18 protein-coding genes and 1 riboswitch are annotated in these 17336 nt (G+C 74.0%); of the genes, 5 read left to right on the top strand and 13 right to left on the bottom strand.

Annotated elements, in window-relative coordinates; translation table 11 throughout:
• Positions 1–1082 (bottom strand): acyl-CoA dehydrogenase family protein (locus tag ACFU74_RS19880; RefSeq protein ID WP_380758390.1); only part of this gene is annotated, 1082 nt, incomplete at its 3' end.
• Positions 1083–1325: 243 nt separating this feature from the next.
• Between ACFU74_RS19880 and ACFU74_RS19875 the strand changes: the two genes are divergently transcribed.
• The gene (locus ACFU74_RS19875) at positions 1326–1988 is read left to right on the top strand and encodes a uridine kinase (protein ID WP_380758395.1); all 663 of its coding nucleotides are present in this window, start codon (positions 1326–1328) and stop codon (positions 1986–1988) included.
• Positions 1989–2357: 369 nt separating this feature from the next.
• On the top strand, positions 2358–4433 hold the full coding sequence (locus ACFU74_RS19870; protein WP_380758392.1) for an AAA family ATPase: 2076 nt from the start codon (positions 2358–2360) through the stop codon (positions 4431–4433).
• Between the two features lie 50 nt (positions 4434–4483).
• Here ACFU74_RS19870 and ACFU74_RS19865 read toward each other — a convergent pair whose 3' ends face one another.
• The 10 genes from ACFU74_RS19865 to ACFU74_RS19820 all read right to left on the bottom strand — a co-directional run bounded on the left by ACFU74_RS19865 (position 4484) and on the right by ACFU74_RS19820 (position 13220).
• A complete protein-coding gene (locus tag ACFU74_RS19865) occupies positions 4484–5467 on the bottom strand; it encodes an NAD-dependent epimerase/dehydratase family protein (protein ID WP_380758388.1) in 984 nt (327 codons plus the stop codon).
• Between the two features lie 87 nt (positions 5468–5554).
• Positions 5555–6601: a hemolysin family protein gene (locus tag ACFU74_RS19860; RefSeq protein WP_380758386.1), complete on the bottom strand. Its 1047-nt coding sequence runs from the start codon at positions 6599–6601 to the stop codon at positions 5555–5557.
• A complete protein-coding gene (locus tag ACFU74_RS19855) occupies positions 6598–7944 on the bottom strand; it encodes a hemolysin family protein (RefSeq protein ID WP_380758384.1) in 1347 nt (448 codons plus the stop codon). Before ACFU74_RS19855 ends, ACFU74_RS19860 begins: the two co-directional genes overlap by 4 nt.
• Before the next feature lie 265 nt (positions 7945–8209).
• Entirely contained in the window at positions 8210–8644 is a 435-nt protein-coding gene (locus ACFU74_RS19850; protein ID WP_380758382.1) for a PH domain-containing protein, read from the bottom strand.
• Positions 8645–8752: 108 nt separating this feature from the next.
• Positions 8753–9601 (bottom strand): ATP phosphoribosyltransferase, encoded by an 849-nt coding sequence (gene hisG, locus ACFU74_RS19845; protein WP_380758380.1) that lies wholly within the window; start codon positions 9599–9601, stop codon positions 8753–8755.
• 55 nt (positions 9602–9656) lie between these two features.
• Positions 9657–9929 (bottom strand): phosphoribosyl-ATP diphosphatase, encoded by a 273-nt coding sequence (locus ACFU74_RS19840; protein ID WP_030306151.1) that lies wholly within the window; start codon positions 9927–9929, stop codon positions 9657–9659.
• Between the two features lie 107 nt (positions 9930–10036).
• Complete coding sequence (gene ribH, locus ACFU74_RS19835) at positions 10037–10507, bottom strand: 6,7-dimethyl-8-ribityllumazine synthase (RefSeq protein ID WP_380758378.1); 471 nt, start codon at positions 10505–10507, stop codon at positions 10037–10039.
• Between the two features lie 96 nt (positions 10508–10603).
• Positions 10604–11860, bottom strand: a complete 1257-nt coding sequence (locus ACFU74_RS19830) for a bifunctional 3,4-dihydroxy-2-butanone-4-phosphate synthase/GTP cyclohydrolase II (protein ID WP_380758376.1) — start codon at positions 11858–11860, stop codon at positions 10604–10606.
• A complete protein-coding gene (locus ACFU74_RS19825) occupies positions 11857–12507 on the bottom strand; it encodes a nicotinamide riboside transporter PnuC (RefSeq protein ID WP_380758373.1) in 651 nt (216 codons plus the stop codon). The genes ACFU74_RS19830 and ACFU74_RS19825 overlap by 4 nt, the downstream gene beginning before the upstream one ends.
• Entirely contained in the window at positions 12504–13220 is a 717-nt protein-coding gene (locus ACFU74_RS19820) for a riboflavin synthase (RefSeq protein WP_380758371.1), read from the bottom strand. Before ACFU74_RS19820 ends, ACFU74_RS19825 begins: the two co-directional genes overlap by 4 nt.
• Before the next feature lie 208 nt (positions 13221–13428).
• A riboswitch (FMN riboswitch) is annotated at positions 13429–13556 on the bottom strand.
• A 181-nt stretch (positions 13557–13737) separates the two neighbouring features.
• Here ACFU74_RS19820 and ACFU74_RS19815 point away from each other — a divergent pair.
• Together ACFU74_RS19815 and ACFU74_RS19810 are read left to right on the top strand one after the other, a co-directional pair.
• On the top strand, positions 13738–13986 hold the full coding sequence (locus ACFU74_RS19815) for an SCO4226 family nickel-binding protein (RefSeq protein WP_380758368.1): 249 nt from the start codon (positions 13738–13740) through the stop codon (positions 13984–13986).
• Between the two features lie 69 nt (positions 13987–14055).
• Positions 14056–14769: an MSMEG_1061 family FMN-dependent PPOX-type flavoprotein gene (locus ACFU74_RS19810; RefSeq protein WP_380758366.1), complete on the top strand. Its 714-nt coding sequence runs from the start codon at positions 14056–14058 to the stop codon at positions 14767–14769.
• Between the two features lie 89 nt (positions 14770–14858).
• On the opposite strand, the gene ACFU74_RS19805 is transcribed toward ACFU74_RS19810, so the two are convergent.
• Complete coding sequence (locus ACFU74_RS19805) at positions 14859–15053, bottom strand: YegP family protein (protein WP_380287269.1); 195 nt, start codon at positions 15051–15053, stop codon at positions 14859–14861.
• 160 nt (positions 15054–15213) lie between these two features.
• On the opposite strand from ACFU74_RS19805, the gene ACFU74_RS19800 reads away from it, so the two are divergent.
• Positions 15214–15636, top strand: coding sequence for an HIT family protein (locus ACFU74_RS19800; RefSeq protein ID WP_380758364.1), 423 nt, complete (start codon positions 15214–15216; stop codon positions 15634–15636).
• 6 nt (positions 15637–15642) lie between these two features.
• Here ACFU74_RS19800 and ACFU74_RS19795 read toward each other — a convergent pair whose 3' ends face one another.
• The gene (locus tag ACFU74_RS19795) at positions 15643–17214 is read right to left on the bottom strand and encodes an alkaline phosphatase family protein (protein WP_380758362.1); all 1572 of its coding nucleotides are present in this window, start codon (positions 17212–17214) and stop codon (positions 15643–15645) included.
• Positions 17215–17336 lie beyond the last annotated feature (122 nt).

Here is a 17336-nt window from a genome sequence, read left to right as displayed (position 1 = left end):
CGCATGAAGCGCTCGGCCGGGAAGTCCTGGGTGTAGCCGTAGCCGCCGAGCACCTGGACGGCGTCGGTGGCCACCCGCATCGCGGCGTCGGTGCAGAACAGCTTCGCCATCGCCGCCTCCTTGGAGAACGCCAGACCGGCGTCGCGGCGGCGGGCCGCGGACAGGTAGAGCGAGCGGCCGGCCTCGATCTGGGTGGCCATGTCGGCGAGCATGAACGACAGGCCCTGGAAGTCGGCGATCGGGCGGCCGAACTGGCGCCGGGTGCGCGCGTAGTCGACGGCGAGGTCGAGCGCGGCCTGGGCGACGCCGATCGCGCAGGCGGCGATGCCGAGCCGGCCGGAGTCCAGCGCGGCGAGCGCGATCTGGAAGCCCTGGCCCTCGGCGCCGATCAGCCGCTCGCGCGGGACCCGGGCGCCGTCGAAGTGCAGCTGGGCGGTCGGCGAGGACTTCATGCCCATCTTCTGCTCCGGCGGGGCCGCCGAGAGGCCGGGCTGGGTGCCGGGCACCAGCAGGCAGCTGATCCCGCGGGCGCCCTCCTCGCCGGTGCGCACCAGCGCGCTGTAGAAGTCGGCCTGGCCGCCGTGGGTGATCCAGGCCTTTGTGCCGTTCACCACGTACTCGTCGCCGTCCAGGTCGGCGCGGGTGCGCAGGGCGGCGGCGTCGGAGCCCGACTGCGGCTCGGAGAGGCAGTAGGCGCCGAGCTGCTCGCCGGAGAGCATGCCGGGCAGCCAGCGCTCGCGCTGCTCGTCGGTGCCGAACGTCGCGAGGGCGTGGCAGGACAGGGTGTGCACGCTGACGCCGAGGCCGACGGCCAGCCAGCCGGCCGCCAGCTCCTCCAGGACCTGGAGGTAGACCTCGTAGGGCTGGTCGCCGCCGCCGTGGCGCTCCTCGTAGGGGAGCGAGAGCAGCCCGGCCTCGCCGAGCGTGCGGAAGACCTCGCGCGGGAACCGGCCGGCGGCCTCGTCCTGCGCGGCGCGCGGCAGCAGCTCGCGCTGGACCAGGTCACGGGTGAGGCCGAGGAGCTCGCGGGCCTCCTCGCTGGGGAGCTGGCGGTCGACGGCCTTCGCGGGGGAGGTGGTCATGGCGGCTGGTCGCCTCCTCGGTCGTGCGCGCCCCGGGGTGTGATTCGGGCCCGCGCGGGGTGTGGCAGCTCGGCCCGGCCGGCACCGGATCGCGGTGAACGGCCGTTCACATGCTCGGCGATGCGAGTATGCCCGATCATGGCGCTGCCGTCACGACCTGCATCGGATCACTGTCCGCATCGGCGTACGGCCCCCCGTAGGGTTGACGTTGTGGCTGCTTCCGAGACCTCCGCCGCCCCGGTAATGGGGCCCCGCACCGCCGACGCGCCCGACGCGTCCGGCGCCCGGGCCGTCCGGGACGCGCTCGCCGCGCTCGCCGACGGACTGCGGGCGCTGCCGCCGTCCTGCGGCCCGGTGCGGCTGGTCGCGGTGGACGGGCACGCGGGTTCGGGCAAGACGACCTTCGCCGCCCGGCTGGCCGCCGCGCTCGGCGGCGCCCCGGTGGTGCACCTGGACGACCTGGCGACCCACGCCGAGCCGTTCGGCTGGACGGAGCGGCTGCGCACCGAGGTGCTGGAGCCGCTGGCGGCGGGGCGGGACGCGGCGCACCGGGTGTACGACTGGACGCTGCGCCGGTTCGCCGGGACGGCCGCGGTGCCGCTCGCACCGGTGGTACTGATCGAGGGGGTGGGCGCCGGGCGGCGCGCGGTGCGCCCCTGGCTGAGCCGGCTGGTGTGGATGGAACTCGACGCGGCGGCGGCCCGGCGGCGCGGTGAGCAGCGGGACGGACCGGAGCTGGCGGAGTTCTGGGCCGGCTGGGCCGTCGCCGAATCGGCGCATTTCGCCGCCGACCCGAGCCGCCCGTTCGCCGGCACGGTGGTCGACGGGGTGACCGGGCGGATCGCGCCGGGCACCGTCGGTGAACCTTCAACAACCCCCTTGACCTGCGCTATCGCCACGAAATAGGTTCTCATTCGTTGCCGGAACCGCTGATTCCGCAACCTCGGACCCGGTATCCCCGACTTGTTCCCCCGTGAGCCGGGGATACCGTCCGGTCCGCCCTCCCCCGCTCCGGCCGCCCGTCAACGGCCGCCCGCCCGATCGCTTTTGACATCGCGCGGCACCCTTCCGGATCAGCTCCGCGCCGGTACGATTCCTGACAGGCGCATATGCGCCCCGGGGGCAGACGACCACCGGTGGGGTCCGCGCACCACCGCACCGGCCGGGCCCCGAGCCACACCGCGGGGGGCGTGAGTGACGACGGAGAGTTCCCAGAGCGACAACGCGGGCGGCCCGGCGCCGAACCGGCTCGCCGACCGCGCCTGGCTGCGTGCCATGGACGCGTACACGGCCGGGGCGTACAGCCGCGCCGAGGAGGAGTTCCGCGCCGCCGTGCGGCTCGACCCCGGCATGGCCGACGCCTGGCTCGGCCTGCACGCGCTGCGCAGCGACACCTCCGGCGCGCTGCTCGCGATGTACCGCCACCGCAAGCGGTTCGGCGAGCAGCGCCGCCGGCACGCCCGGCCGCTCAGCTCCTGGTACTGGCTCGGCTGGTGGGTGCAGCCGGTGCTGGAGACCCCCCGCGACCTCGCCCTCGCGCACGCCTCGCACTGGCTGGACGGCCGCCACCTCACCGAACTGGACCAGGCGCTGGGGCAGTGCCCGGCCCCGGCCGAGGACCCGTCGGCGCGCTTCCTGCACGCCTGCCGCTCCTATCTGCTCAAGGACTGGGAGCAGTTGATCCAGGACACCGACCGGCTGCTCGACGACCAGCTGCTCGGCATCGAGGCCGGGCTGTTCGCCGGCATGGCGCGGGTCCGGCTGGACATGTGCGCCCAGGCCCAGGCCCCGCTGGCCGCCTCGCTCGCCCGCTGCCGCTCCGAGCAGCCGCAGCGCAAGGAGCTGCGCTACTGGCTGGGCCGCGCCTACGAGGGCGCCGGGCGCAGCGCGGCCGCGTTACCGCTCTACCGGGCGGTGCACCGGGCGGATCCGTCGTTCATGGACACCGCGGCCCGGCTCGCGGCGATCTCGGCCGAGGACGCCGTCGCCGACACCCTGCTGGACTCCCTCGGGGCCGGCGGCCGGGAGGCCGGGCGGGTGGGCGGGCCCGAGGACGACGTGCTGGACACCGCGCTGCTGGACTTCGAGCCGTTGGGCACGGACCCCGCGACCGGCTCCCCCGGCCTGCCGGACCCCTTCGGCGGACCGGTCCTCGACGGGCCGCTCCTCGACGGGCCGATGGCGGACGCGCCGCCGACCGGCGGGCCGGACGCGGCGGGCGAGGCGGGTGACGCCGAGCCGGACGGGACCGCGCCGGACGGCGACTGCTACCCGGTCGTACCGACCGCCGCCGGACCGGGCGGCGCGGGCACCGACAACCGCTCCGGCGGCGCCGGGACGCCGCCCCCGCTCACCACCGGCGGGCGCTCCGGCTCCACCGCCCCGCAGCCCGCCGCCGTCTCCCCGGCGGCGCCCGCCCCGGCGCGCGGCGAGGCCGTCCTCCCCCGCGTCACCAGCGCCTACCCGGCGCTCGAACGCGAGGGCGACCAGGCCGAGTTGGACGCAGCACTGGCCGAACTCTCCCGGATGGTCGGCCTGGAGCCGGTCAAGCGGCAGGTCAGAGCACTCTCCGCGCAGCTGCGGATGGCCCGGCTGCGCGCCGAACAGGACCTGCCGGTCCAGCCGCCCAAGCGCCACTTCGTCTTCTCCGGCCCCTCCGGCACCGGCAAGACCACCGTCGCGCGGATCCTCGGCCGGGTCTTCCACGCCCTCGGCCTGCTCTCCGGCGACCATCTGGTGGAGGCGCAACGCGCGGACCTGGTCGGCGAGTTCCTCGGCCAGACGGCGGTCAAGGCGAATGAGCTGATCGACTCCGCGCTGGACGGCGTGCTCTTCATCGACGAGGCCTACAGCCTCTCCAACTCCGGTTACAGCAAGGGCGACGCGTACGGCGACGAGGCGCTCCAGGTGCTGCTCAAGCGCGCCGAGGACAACCGGGACCGGCTGGTGGTGATCCTGGCCGGCTACCCCGAGGGCATGAACCGGCTGCTGGCCACCAACCCCGGCCTCAACTCCCGCTTCACCACCCGGGTCGACTTCCCCAGCTACCGCCCCGGTGAGCTGACCGCGATCGGCGCCGCGCTCGCCGGCCAGGACGGCGACGGCTGGGACGAGGACGCCGCCGAGGAGCTGGCCTCGATCTGCACCCATGTGGTCCGCGAGGGCTGGATCGACGACCTCGGCAACGGCCGGTTCATCCGCACCCTGTACGAGAAGTCCTGCGCCTACCGGGACCTGCGGCTCACCCTGCTGCGCGAGCCGCCCGGCCGGGAGGACCTCGCCACCCTGCGGCTGCCGGACCTGGTGCAGGCGTACGGCGAGCTGATCGACGGCCGGGGCCAGAGCGGGTAGCCCCGGCCCCTACGCTCCCGCCCCGGCCGCTGCCCCGACAGGCGTGGGCGTCAGCCGGCCAGCGCCTCGGCCTCCTTCGCCGGGTCCAGGCCCACCGCGGGCCGGTCCGGGCGCTGCGGGGCGACGCCGCCGATCGAGCGCAGCCACGCCCAGGTGTCGGCGACCGTCTCGGCGACCGGGCGGCAGCGCAGCCCGGCCGCCAGCGCCTTGCCGACGTCCGTGCCGTGCACCGTGTCGTACAGCTCGCCCGGCGGGGTCCAGAACGGCAGCTCCGTCCACGGCGCGATCCCGGCGGCGGCGATCGCCTCCGGAGCCGTCCAGCGCAGCTCGGCGTCCCCGCCGGTGACCGCCGCGCAGGCCTCCAGCAGCTCGCCCGTGGTGCAGTGCCCGCGCGGGCCGACCAGGTCGTACGGGCCGCCGAGGCCCGCCTCGACGGCGTCCAGAGTCCAGGCGGCGAGGTCCCGGACGTCGATGAACTGGAGGGCGAGGTCGCGCGGGCCGGGGGCGAGCACCGGGCCGCCGCGGGCGATCCGGTTCAGCCACCAGGGCAGCCGACCGATGTTCTCGTACGGTCCGACGATCAGCCCGGCGCGGATCAGCAGCGCCCGGTCGCCGAACGCGTCCAGCGCCGCCAGCTCGCCGCCGCGCTTGGACTCGGCGTACGGCACCTCGCCGTCGTCCGGCGAGCCGTCCACCACCGGGGCGCTCTCGTCGGACCCGGCCGGCGTCGGGTAGGCGTACACCGACCGGCTGGACACGTACGCGTAGCGGCCGGCCCGGCCGGCCAGCAGGCGGGCGCTGTCGCGCACCACCGACGGGGCGGCCGACCAGGTGTCCACCACCGCGTCCCACTCCCCCTCGGCCAGGGCGGCGAGCCCGTCCCCGGCCGTGCGGTCCCCGTGCAGGACCCGCGTCCCGGGCGGCGCGGCACGCGTCCCCCGGTGGAAGACCGTCACCTCCCATCCCCGCTCCAGCGCCGCCTCGGCGACGGCCCGCCCCACGAACTCCGTACCACCCAGCAGGAGAAGTCTCATGCCGACCACCCTGCACATCGGGTGGCCGGCATGGGAACGGGCGCACGCTCAGAGCGGAATCGCCGAGAGCGAAGCGGCTTCAGGAACTCACGCCGCCGAGCGGTGGTCCGGGTCGTGCACCTCGCCGACCAGCTCCTCCAGCACGTCCTCCAGCATCACCACGCCGAGCGTGCGCCCGTCCTGGTCGAGGACGGCCGCGAGGTGGCAGGCGGCCCGGCGCATCGCGCCCAGCGCGTCGTCCAGCGGCAGGGTGCCGCGCAGGACGGTGATCGGCCGCCACAGGCGGGCCGGGACGGGCACCGTCGGGTCCTCGACGTCCAGGACGTCCTTGAGGTGCAGGTATCCGAGGTAGCCGTGGCCGGCCGGGTCGCCGTCGGTGACCGGGAAGCGTGAGAAGCCGGTGCGCAGCGCCAGCTCCTCGATCTGGGCGGCGGTCACCTTGGTGTCCACGGTGACCAGCTGCTCGGGGGTGAGCAGGACGTCGGTGAGCGGGCGGCGGCCCATCTCCAGGGCGTCCTCCAGGCGCTCCTGGCGGTCCTTCTCCAGCAGGCCGGCGTCCCCGGAGTCGGCGAGCAGGTACATCAGCTGCTCGGTGGTGAACACCGACTCCACCTCGTCCTTGCTCTCCACCTTGAACAGCTTGAGCACGCCGTTGGCGAAGGTGTTGAGGAAGGCGATCACCGGGGCCAGCCAGCGGGCCAGGCGGTCCAGCGGCGGGCCGAGCCAGAGCGCGGCCTTCTCGGGGCCGGCCAGCGCCATGTTCTTCGGCACCATCTCGCCCATCACCATGTGCAGGTAGACCACGACGGCCAGCGCGATGCCGTACGCCAGCGGGTGCTGGAGGCCGGCGGGGATGCCGATCGCGTGGAACGGGCCCTCCAGCAGGTGGGCGATGGTCGGCTCGGCGAGCGCGCCCAGGCCCAGCGAGCAGACGGTGATGCCGAGCTGGGCGGCGGCGAGCATCGCGGAGACGTTGGACAGCGCGTGCAGCACGGTGCGGGCGCGCTTGTTGCCGGCCTCGGCGAGCGGTTCGATCTGGCTGCGCCGGACCGAGACGACGGCGAACTCGGCGCCGACGAAGAAGGCGTTGCCGAGCAGGAGCAGGAGCGCGACGGCCAGTTGGAGCGCGGTCATCGGGTCCCGTCCTCGTCGTCGCCCAGGAAGTGGTGGTGCTGTGCGGTCCGTTCCACCCGGACCCGGCTGGTCCGGTGCCGGTCGACGGCCTCGACGGTGAACCGCCAGCCGGGCAGTTCGGCCTGCTCACCGGGGTTGGGGAGCTTGCCGAGCAGGTCGGCGACCAGGCCGGCCAGCGTCTCGTACGGGCCCTCCGGGGCGTGCAGGCCGATGGCCTCCAGCTGGTCGAGCCGGGCGCGGCCGTCGGCGGCCCAGACGGGCTGCCCGTCGACCGGCGGCAGCAGCAGCAGTTCGGGGGTGTCGGCGGGGTCGTGCTCGTCCTGCACCGCTCCGACGATCTCCTCGACGATGTCCTCGACGGTGACCACGCCTGCGGTGCCGCCGTACTCGTCGACCACGATGGCCATCGGCTGGAGCCGGCGCAGCTGGTCGAGCAGCCGCTCGGCGGGGAGCGTCTCGGGCACCAGCAGCGGCGGGACGGCGAGGTCGCCGACCCGGACGGCGGCGCGCCGCTCGGCCGGGACGGCCAGCGCGTCCTTGAGCGTGACGGTGCCGGTGACCTCGTCCAGGCTGTCGGCGTAGACCGGGAAGCGGGACAGGCCGGTGGCCCGGGTGAGGTTGAGGACGTCGGCGGCGCTGGCGTCGCGTTGGAGGGCGGACACGTCGACGCGCGGGGTCATCACCGACTCGGCGGTGAGGTCGCCGAGGCCGAGGGTCCGCACGAACAGGGTGGCCGACTCCTCGTCTATGGCGCCCGCCTTGGCGGAGTGCCGGGCGAGCGAGACCAGCTCGGCGGGGGTGCGGGCGTGGCCCAGCTCCTCCTGCGGCTCGATGCCGAAGGCGCGCACGGTGCGGTCCGCGGAGCCGTTCAGCACGCTGATCAGCGGCCGGCAGACCCGGGAGAACGCCATGTGCGGGGCGGCGACCGCGCGGGCCACCTGGAGCGGATGGGAGATCGCCCAGTTCTTCGGGACGAGCTCGCCGATCACCATCTGCACGACAGTGGCGAGCAGCATGCCGATCACCACGGCGGCGCCGCGGGCGGCCCCGGCGGGCAGGCCGATACCGGTGAACACCGGCTTCAGCAGGGTCGACAGCGCCGGCTCGGCGAGCATGCCGACCACCAGCGAGGTGACGGTGATGCCGAGCTGGGCGCCGGAGAGCTCGAAGGAGAGGTGTCGCAGGGCCCGGGAGACCCGGCCGGACTTGGCGTCCCCGGCCTCGGCGGCGCGCTCGACGGCGCCGCGCTCCACGGTCACGAAGGCGAACTCGGCGGCCACGAAGAGGCCGTTGGCGAGGATGAGCAGGAGGGCCGCGAAGAGCAGCAGCCAGGCCGTGATCACAGTGCCGCCTGCCTTCCGGTGGTCGGAAGATGGGCGGCGCAGGTACTACCGGACGGATCGTCCATGGACGGGGAGTGTCACTCCTCTGGTCGTTTTCGGGCAGGACAACGTCTTTGCCCCGCTTTTACCAGCGTAGACCATACCCGTACGGATGTAGGATCCCCGTTCGGACGCGCCCGGGGAGCGGTTGCAGTCACCGGCCCGGTGCTCGTCCCCCGGCCTGCCGTTCGGCCGCGGGCCCGGTGTTCGGCCGCGGGCCCGGTGTTCAGCCGCTGTGGTGGGCGACCAGGTCGCGCAGCGCGCGGGCGTCGGCGATGGCCTGGGCCTTGCCGACGCCGGACTGGATGCCGACGGCGGCCAGCGAGGTGCCGTCGGCGAGGTCGAGGGTGGCCCACGGGTCGCCCTGGCGGAAGTTCACGCCGACGATCTCCGCCCAGGCCAGCCGGCGGCGGCGGACGAAGTTGACCACGGTCACGCCCTGGGCGTCGGCACTGACCCGCGGCCGGGCCAGCATCAGGCCGACGCCGGCGAACAGCACGCCGCTGGCCGCCATCATGATCCGGTCGTTGAGCTGCCAGTTCGCGGGCAGGGCGACCGCCATCACGGCGAACAGCACCACCAGCAGCGCGCAGACCGGCAGCAGCACGGCGCGGGTGCGGCGCGGGGCCCAGGTGACGGGGAACTCGGCGGGGGTGGACACGAGGGGGCTCCGGGGGTGCTGGTTCGAGTGGTACGGGACACGGGAAGGGGTGGGGACGCCGGACGGCGGCCCCACCCCATTCAACCGGTGCTTACGCCCGGGGGTCGCTCAGAGGCGGCAGGCGTGGATGTTGGTCACCAGGATGGCCCGGGCGCCGATGCCCCACAGGTCGTCCATGATCTGCTGGGCCTCCTTGCGGAGCACCATGGAGCGGACCGCCACCCAGCCCTCGGTGTGCAGCGGGGAGACGGTCGGCGACTCCAGGCCGGGGGTCAGCGCGACGGCGGCGGAGACGTTCTCGGCGCGGATGTCGTAGTCCATCAGCACGTAGCGGCGGGCCACCAGCACGCCCTGGAGGCGGCGCAGGAACTGCTCGACGGCCGGGTCCTCACCGGCGCCCTTGGGGCGGATCACCACGGCGTCCGAGATCAGGATCGGGTCGCCGAACACTTCGAGGCCGGCGTTGCGCAGGCTGGTGCCGGTCTCCACCACGTCGGCGATCACATCGGCGACGCCCAGCTGCACCGCGGTCTCCACCGCGCCGTCCAGCTTGGTGACGGTGGCCTTCACCCCGTGGTCGGCGAGGTGCTGCTCGACCAGGCCGGTGTAGGAGGTGGCGATCCGCAGGCCCTCCAGGCCCTTGACGTCGTCGACGTCCACACCGACCGGGCGGGCGAAGCGGAAGGTCGAGCCGGCGAAGCCGAGCGCGAGCACCTCCTCGGCGTTGGAGTGCGAGTCCAGCAGCAGGTCGCGGCCGGTGATGCCGACGTCGAGACGGCCGGAGCCGACGTACACGGCGATGTCGCGCGGACGCAGGAAGAAGAACTCGACCTGGTTGCCCGGGTCGACCAGGACCAGCTCCTTGGCGTCCTTGCGCTGCCGGTAGCCGGCCTCATGGAGCATCTCCGCCGCAGGACCCGAGAGCGAACCCTTGTTGGGGACGGCGATGCGCAGCATGGAGGTCAGTTCCTTACCTGTTCGGTGTGGGTGTAGGGGGGTTCCGGGCCTGGGCCTAGAGGTACTTGTAGACGTCGTCGAGCGTCAGCCCGCGGGCGACCATCATCACCTGAAGGTGGTAGAGGAGCTGGGAGATCTCCTCGGCGGTCTGCTCGTCGGACTGGAACTCGGCGGCCATCCAGACCTCGGCGGCCTCCTCGACGACCTTCTTGCCGATCGCATGGACGCCCTGCTGGACGAGCTGCGCGGTGCGGGAGGACGAGGGGTCGCCGGTGGCGGCCTTCTGCTGGAGCTCGGTGAAGAGCTCCTCGAATGTCTTCGAAGCCATGATGGGACTCACCTTACGGCGTGCGGACGGACGGACGGTAAACGGTTCCGGACCGTGGACAGTCCGGTGGACGTCCACGGTCCGGGGTGCCGGTCCGGCCGGCCGGGTCAGAGCGCGCGCAGGGCGGCGGCGGTGGCGACGGCCGCGGTGACCGCCTCGTGGCCCTTGTCCTCGGCGGAGCCCGGCAGGCCCGCCCGGTCGAGGGCCTGCTGCTCGTTGTCGCAGGTCAGCACGCCGAAGCCGACCGGGACGCCGGTGTCCACGGCGACCTGGGTGAGGCCGGCGGTGGCGGCCTGGCAGACGTAGTCGAAGTGCGGGGTGCCGCCGCGGATCACCACGCCGAGGGCGATCACGGCGTCGTAGCCGCGCTCGGCGAGGCGCTTGGCGGCGACCGGCAGCTCGAAGGTGCCGGGGACGCGCAGGACGGTCGGCTCGGCGACGCCCAGCTCCTTGAGGGCGCGGTGGGCGCCGTCGAGGAGGCCGTTCATCACCTGCTCGTGCCACTGGGCGGCGATCACGGCGACCTTGAGGCCGGCGGCGTTGTCGATGGTCAGCTCGGGGGCTCCGTGGCCGCTCATGTGCGGATGCCTTTCGGTGGTTCGCGGTTGGTGGTGGGTCTTCGGGTGGCCGGGGGTGGCCGTCGGCGGCGGGGCCCTCGGCGGCGGGGGTGGCCGTCAGGCGCCGAGGCCGGGCAGGTCGTGGCCCATCCGGTCGCGCTTGGTGCGCAGGTAGCGCGCGTTGTGCTCGCCCGCCGGGATCTCGACCGGCGCGCGGCCCTTGACCTTGAGCCCGTGCTCGGTGAGCGCGGTGAGCTTCTGCGGGTTGTTGGTCAGCAGGGTCAGCGAGCGCACGCCGAGGTCGCAGAGCATCTGGGCGCCGATGCTGTAGTCGCGGGCGTCGGCGGGCAGGCCGAGGTCGAGGTTGGCGTCGACGGTGTCGCGGCCGCGCTCCTGGAGCTCGTAGGCGCGCAGCTTGTGCGCCAGGCCGATGCCCCGGCCCTCGTGGCCGCGCAGGTAGAGCACCACGCCCCGGCCGGCCTCGGCGACCCGGCGCAGCGAGGCCTGGAGCTGCGGGCCGCAGTCGCAGCGCAGCGAGCCGAGCACGTCGCCGGTCAGGCACTCGGAGTGGACCCGGACCAGGACGTCCTCGCCCTCCGGCAGCCGGCCCTCGGCGTCCAGGCCGCCGGCGACCAGGGCGATGTGCTCGACGCCGTCGAGGGTGCCCCGGTAGCCGACCGCGGTGAACTCGCCGTAGACGGTGGGCAGGGCGGTGACGGCGGCCCGGTCGACGTGCAGTTCGGTGCGGCGGCGGTAGGCGATGAGGTCCTCGATGGAGATGATCGCCAGGTTGTGCTCGCGGGCGAAGGCGACCAGTTCGGGCAGCCGCGCCATGGTGCCGTCGTCGTTGACCACCTCGGCGATCGCGCCGGCCGGCGCGAGTCCGGCGAGCCGGGCCAGGTCGACGGCGGCCTCGGTGTGGCCGGGGCGGACCAGCACGCCGCCCTCGACGGCGCGCAGCGGGAAGACGTGGCCGGGGCGCGCGAGGTCGCCGGGTCCGGTGCCGGGCGAGGCGAGCAGGCGTACGGTGCGGGCCCGGTCGGCGGCCGAGATGCCGGTGTCGACGCCTTCGCGGGCGTCCACCGAGACGGTGTAGGCGGTGCCCTTGCGGTCCTCGTTGACCTGGGTCATCGGGGGGAGCTTGAGCCGGTCCAGTTCGGCGCCGGTCATCGGGGCGCAGATCACGCCGGAGCTGTAGCGGATGGTGAAGGCCATCAGTTCGGGGGTGGCGGCGCCGGCCGCGAAGACGATGTCGCCCTCGTTCTCGCGATCCTCGTCGTCGACGACGATCACCGCGCGGCCGAGCGCGATGTCGGCGACGGCCCGCTCGACCGGGTCGAGGACGAACTCGTCGGGCTGCTGGTTCTCGGTCATGCCGTTGCTCCCTGCGGGACGGTGGTGGACGTGAGGCGCGGCGCGCGGGTGTTCAGCCACCACGCGCGCAGCCCGAGCAGGACCAGGACGAAGTACACGGAGTAGGTGAGGCCGGAGAAGGTGTAGCCGGTGTTGAAGGCGAGCGGCACTCCGACCACGTCGACGGCGATCCAGGCGAACCAGAACTCCACCCAGCCGCGGGCCTGGGCGACCATGGCCGCCAGGGTGCCGACGAAGATGTAGGCGTCCGCCCACGGGCTCCAGGAGCCGAGCGCGGGGATCGTCAGGAAGGCCCAGGCGACCAGGGCGGTGCCGGCCGCGGTGCCGGCCGCGAGCGCGGCCCGCTCGGGCCAGGTGGCGAACCGGACGGCGATCTCCCCGCCGCCCTGGCGGCCGCGCCGCCACTGGTTCCAGCCCCAGGCGGCGGTGGCGACGACGATCAGCTGCTTGCCGACCATGCCGGGCACGTTGCCGGCCAGGTAGGCGGTGATCAGGACCAGGCCGGAGAGCAGTTGGACCGGCCAGCTCCAGACCGAGCGGCGCCAGCCGAGGGCGAGGGCGGCCATGCCGAAGAGGTTGCCGATCATGTCGGCCCACCTCACGTGCTGGCCGAGCACCGTGAAGGCGTCCGAGTTGAGCCAGTTCACCGCTCCTCCCCGGTGGCCGTCGGGGCGGTGGGGGCGATCGGGGCCGTCGGGGCGATCGGGGGCAGGGCGGGAAGGGTGGGGAGGGTGCGGGACTCCAGCAGCCGCTCCACGTACTTGGCGAGGACGTCGACCTCCAGGTTGACGCTCTCGCCGACGGCCTTGGCGCCGAGGGTGGTCAGCGCGAGGGTCGCCGGGATGAGGCTGACCGTGAAGCTGTCGCGGGCGGCCTCGACCACGGTGAGGCTGACGCCGTCGACGGTGATCGAGCCCTTCTCCACCAGGTAGCGGGTGACGGACTCCGGCAGCGAGAAGCGCAGCACCTCCCAGCGGAGGTTCCCGGCGGCGTCCCGCTCCCCCGGCTCGCGGCTCAACAGCCGCCCGGTGGCGTCGACATGACCCTGCACCAGGTGTCCGCCGAGCCGGGCGCCGAGCGCCATGGCCCGCTCCAGGTTGACCGCCGATCCGGGGCCCAACTCGCCCAGGCTGGAACGGTGGAGGGTCTCGGCCATCACGTCGGCACTGAACTCGCCGGTGCCGGCGGCCAGTTCCTCGGGGGTGTCGACGACGGTCAGGCAGACGCCGTTGACCGCGATGGAATCTCCGTGCCGCGCGCCCTCGCAGACCACCGGGCCGCGCAGACGGATGCGCGAGGAGTCGCCGATCTCCTCGATCGACACGACCTCGCCGAGCTCTTCGATGATGCCGGTGAACACCCGGGTTCTCCTCGCGCTTAGGGGCGCGGACTCCGGGGCGTGGCACGGGAGATGACACGGACGGGCGGGTCGGGTGCACGCGCCTCCGGACCGTCGAGGGACCCTCGCGGGGCCTTCGTCGCACCGGATGCCGAGGAAGCCCTCGGCCGCCGCCGTACACACCTCCCGCGGTCCACCGGGGGACCACGGGTCCTGCTCACTCGTCCGCCGCGCACGCCTCCCATCCGGACTTTAACCGTCGGTCCAGGAATTTCACCTGGTCAACCGACCGCTGGCTGCGGACGGGTCGCGGACTGTAACCGCCGGTTCGGATTTTCACCGACCCCGGAGTGCGCTGAACGTCACTGCTACTTCTGCGGTCATTGTGCCACGGCCGCCACGGGTGAAGGGAGAGGGCTGCACTGTGGGCTGTTTCACGACGGCGGCGGGAATGCGCGCGGGGGTGCGGGGGCGCAAGCTGGTGGGAGGGGCGGGTTCGGGCCGGACGCGGGCTCCGGCCCCAGGAGGTGCGAGCGCGATGGCCAAGTTCATGGACGTCCACCACGGGATGGCCGGCATCACCGAGGAACAGCTGCGCATGGCGCACCAGGCCGATCTGGACGCCCAGGGTGCCGAGGGCGTGCAGTTCGAGCAGGCGTGGGCCGACCCGGAGGCGGGCGTCGTCTACTGCCTCTCCGAGGCGCCCTCGAAGGAGGCCGTGCAGCGGGTCCACGAGCGTGCCGGGCATCCGGCGGACGAGGTGCACCCGGTTCCGCTCACCGTCTGAGGCGGTCGACGTGTCGAGCGGGGCCGCTCGCCCTGTTCGGCACCGGAGGTCTCCATTACGTTTGCCGGTATGACCAGCACATCGGAGACCGTTCTTCCGTCAGGGGCCGTTGTTCCGTCGGCCCCTGGGCCGCAGGAGCCTTCCGCCCTGTTCGCCGCCCTCAGCGCGACCGCCCTGAGCGACGTCGCGCAGCTGCGGGACGTCTACGAGCAGCCCGGCGACGCCGCGCGCCGCAAGCAGGTGGACCGCATCCACGACGTGGCCCGGCAGTTGATCGCCTGCTCCTCGCTGGTGCTGGTGGCCAGCGCGGACGCCGCCGGGCGCTGTGACGTGTCGCCGCGCGGCGGGCCGCCCGGACTGGTCTCGGTGCTCGACGAGTTCACCCTGGCGATACCGGACGCGACCGGGAACAAGCGGCTGGACACCCTGCACAACATCATCGGGACCGGCCGGGTCGGGCTGATCTTCGTCGTCCCGGGCCGGGACACCACGCTGCGGGTCAACGGGCGGGCCTGCGTCTCCACCGACCCGCAGCTGCTGGAGCAGCTGACGGCGGTCGGCAAGCCGCCGCGCAGCGCGATCGTGGTGGCGGTCGAGGAGGTCTACGCGCACTGTCCGAAGGCCTTCCTGCGCGCCTCGGCGTGGAAGCCGGAGAACTGGCTCGGCAAGGACGAGCAGCCGACTTCGGCCGAGGTCACGCTCTCGCACCTGGGCGACCCCTCGCTGACCATCGAGGCGATCGAGCAGAACGAGCGGGAGGCCCTGCTCCACCGCTACGAGTAGCGCGGGGCGGCGCGGACGGTGGCGCGGACGGCGGCGCGGCATGGAAAAGCGCGGACGGCGGCGGGGACGGCCCCGCCGCCGCGCGGCGCTCAGGCCGCGGCCTTGGGCTTCAGGTCCACCACGCTCGCGCCGTCCGCCGCCCGCTGGACGGCCTCGACGCCCTTGTGGGCGGCGTCCTTGCTCGCGTAGCCCTGGCCGGTCGCGACGATCTCGCCGTTGCCCGCCTTGAGCCGGAACCGGTACTTGCCCCCGGCGTCCTCGTACACCTCGAACTTGCCCGCCATCCGGGCCACCTCCTCGTCGACGGGACGCGCCGCGCGCCCCACCAGCACGGTGCGCCCCGACGGGCCGGGACCGCACCCGCTCGGGGTCCGCCCGGGTGACCTCCCGGCGGCCCCGCCGCGAGCGGATGCCGGAGCCGCGGCGGGCCGGTTGAATGGACCGATGGACTGCGTCTTCTGTGCGGTGGTGGCGGGCACGGAGCCCGCGCACCGGGTGCTGGACGACGAGGCGGCGGTGGCCTTCCTGGACCGCCGGCCGCTGTTCCCGGGCCACGTCCTGGTGGTGCCGCGCGCCCACCACCGCACCCTGGAGGACCTGCCGGCGGCGCAGGTGGGCCCGTTCTTCCTGCGGGTGCAGCGGGTGGCGGCGGCCGTGGAGCACGGGCTGGGCGCGGCGGGCAGCTTCGTCGCGGCGAACAACCGGATCAGCCAGTCGGTGCCGCACCTGCACGTCCACGTGGTGCCGCGCAATCCCAAGGACGGGCTGCGCGGCTTCTTCTGGCCGCGCCGGACGTACCCCGACGAGGCGGGCGCGGCGCTGGTCGCCGAGCGGCTGCGGGCCGCGCTCGCCCCGCCGGAGCGCTGACACCGGTCAGCCGACGCGCACGTTGTCCAGCACCCAGTACCAGTTGTTGCTGCCGGTGTAGCGGAACCGCAGCCGCAGCCGGCTCGCGCCCGCCGGGACGGCCAGGTCGAGGCGCTGGCGGCCGTTGGTGTCGGTGGTGAAGCTCTTCACCTCGACCGGTGCGCCGCCGTCCCAGACGGCGAGCACCCGGGCGCTCTGCGCGCCCTCGGGCCGGTAGAAGGTGGTGAAGGCGACCGGCACGGTGGTGCGCCCGGCGACCGGGTACTCGGGGCTGACCAGGGTGGAGTCGTAGTTCCCGGAGAAGGACTTGTCGGACCACTCGTCGGAGTCGGCGACCGCGAAGACGCCCCGGGAGCGGACGTTCAGCTCGCGGTTCTGGTCGCGCTGGGTCTTCGTCCAGAACTCGTCGGTGGTGAACGACCAGCCGCGCCACTCGCTGACGCCGCCGCTGCCCATCGCGGAGTTGTCGACCGACCAGCCGGCCGGCGGGGTGCGGGTGAAGCCGAGGACGCCGGCCGCGATGCCGGTCTCGTCGACCCGGCCGGTCAGCTGCGGGCGCAGCGCGTCGAACTCGTCGGGGACCAGGGCCGGGATCGGAGTGCCGTCGAGGTTCCAGGCGGGGTCGGCGGCGATGCCGAGGTGGGCCAGGGCAGTGGGCGCGATGTCCACCATCCGCACGTCGTGGCGGACCGAACCGGCCGGGAAGGCCGAGCCGTTGGCGATCACGAAGGTCTGCCGCTCCTCCCAGCTGGAGCCGCCGTGGCCGCCGGTGGGGGTGTGGCCGTGGTCGGCGGTGACCATGATCAGCCAGTCCTCCTGGGCGTAGCCCGCCCGGCCCCGGACGGCGGCGACGATCTGGCCGACCTGGGCGTCCACGCCGCGGATCGCGGTCAGGTAGGCCTGGCTGGCGGAGCCGCTGCTGTGGCCGGCGTTGTCGACGTTGTCGAGGTGGACGAAGACCACGTCGGGGTTGCCGTCGCGCAGCCTGGCGACCGCGCGGGCGGTGGTGCCGTTGTCGTACTCGGCGGACGGGGTGGCGACCCGGGTGTCGACCCTGCCGGAGCAGATGATGTCGGCGATCGGCGCCCAGGAGGCGACCACGTAGGTGGAGAGCGCGGGGTCGGCGGTCTCCACCCGGGTCAGGAAGTCGGGGTAGGCGGTGAGGTTGGGCGCGGTGAAGTTGTTGTCCTTGACGTTGTGCTTGTCCGGCCACACGCCGGTGGCGACGGTGGACCAGCCGGGGCCGGAGAGGGTGCCGGCCATCGGGTTGGTGTAGAGGCTGCTGGCGGCGCTGAGGCCGCCGGCGATCAGGGCGGTGAGGTTCGGGGCGCCCGCGTCCTTGATGCGGTTGAGCATGGTGCCGTCGAGGCCGATCAGCAGGACCTTGGGGGTCCGGCCGGCGGCGGCCGTCGTGGCGGCGGCTGTGGCGACGGCCGCGCGGGCGGGGGTCGCGGCGGCGGTGGCGGTGAGCGGGCCGGCGGCGAGTGCGGCGGCGGTGCCGAGGAGCAGGCCGCGGCGGGAGAGGCCGGGGGCGGCGGGGTTCTGCGGGGTCACGTCGTCCTCCTGATGCTGCGTCATGGCGCCTGAGGGGGCGGTGACTACGGTCGGATCGGCGGATGGACGGGGGTGGCCCGGCTCCCGACCCGGGCGTGAACAACGCCCCAATTCGGTCCAGACCCGTTATGTTCCCGTGATCGGCG

Source organism: Kitasatospora sp. NPDC057500, from assembly GCF_042802195.1.
Lineage (GTDB): Bacteria > Actinomycetota > Actinomycetes > Streptomycetales > Streptomycetaceae > Kitasatospora.
The sequence above is the reverse complement of the archived record's forward strand: the minus strand, read 5'-3'. Positions and strand labels throughout refer to the sequence as shown.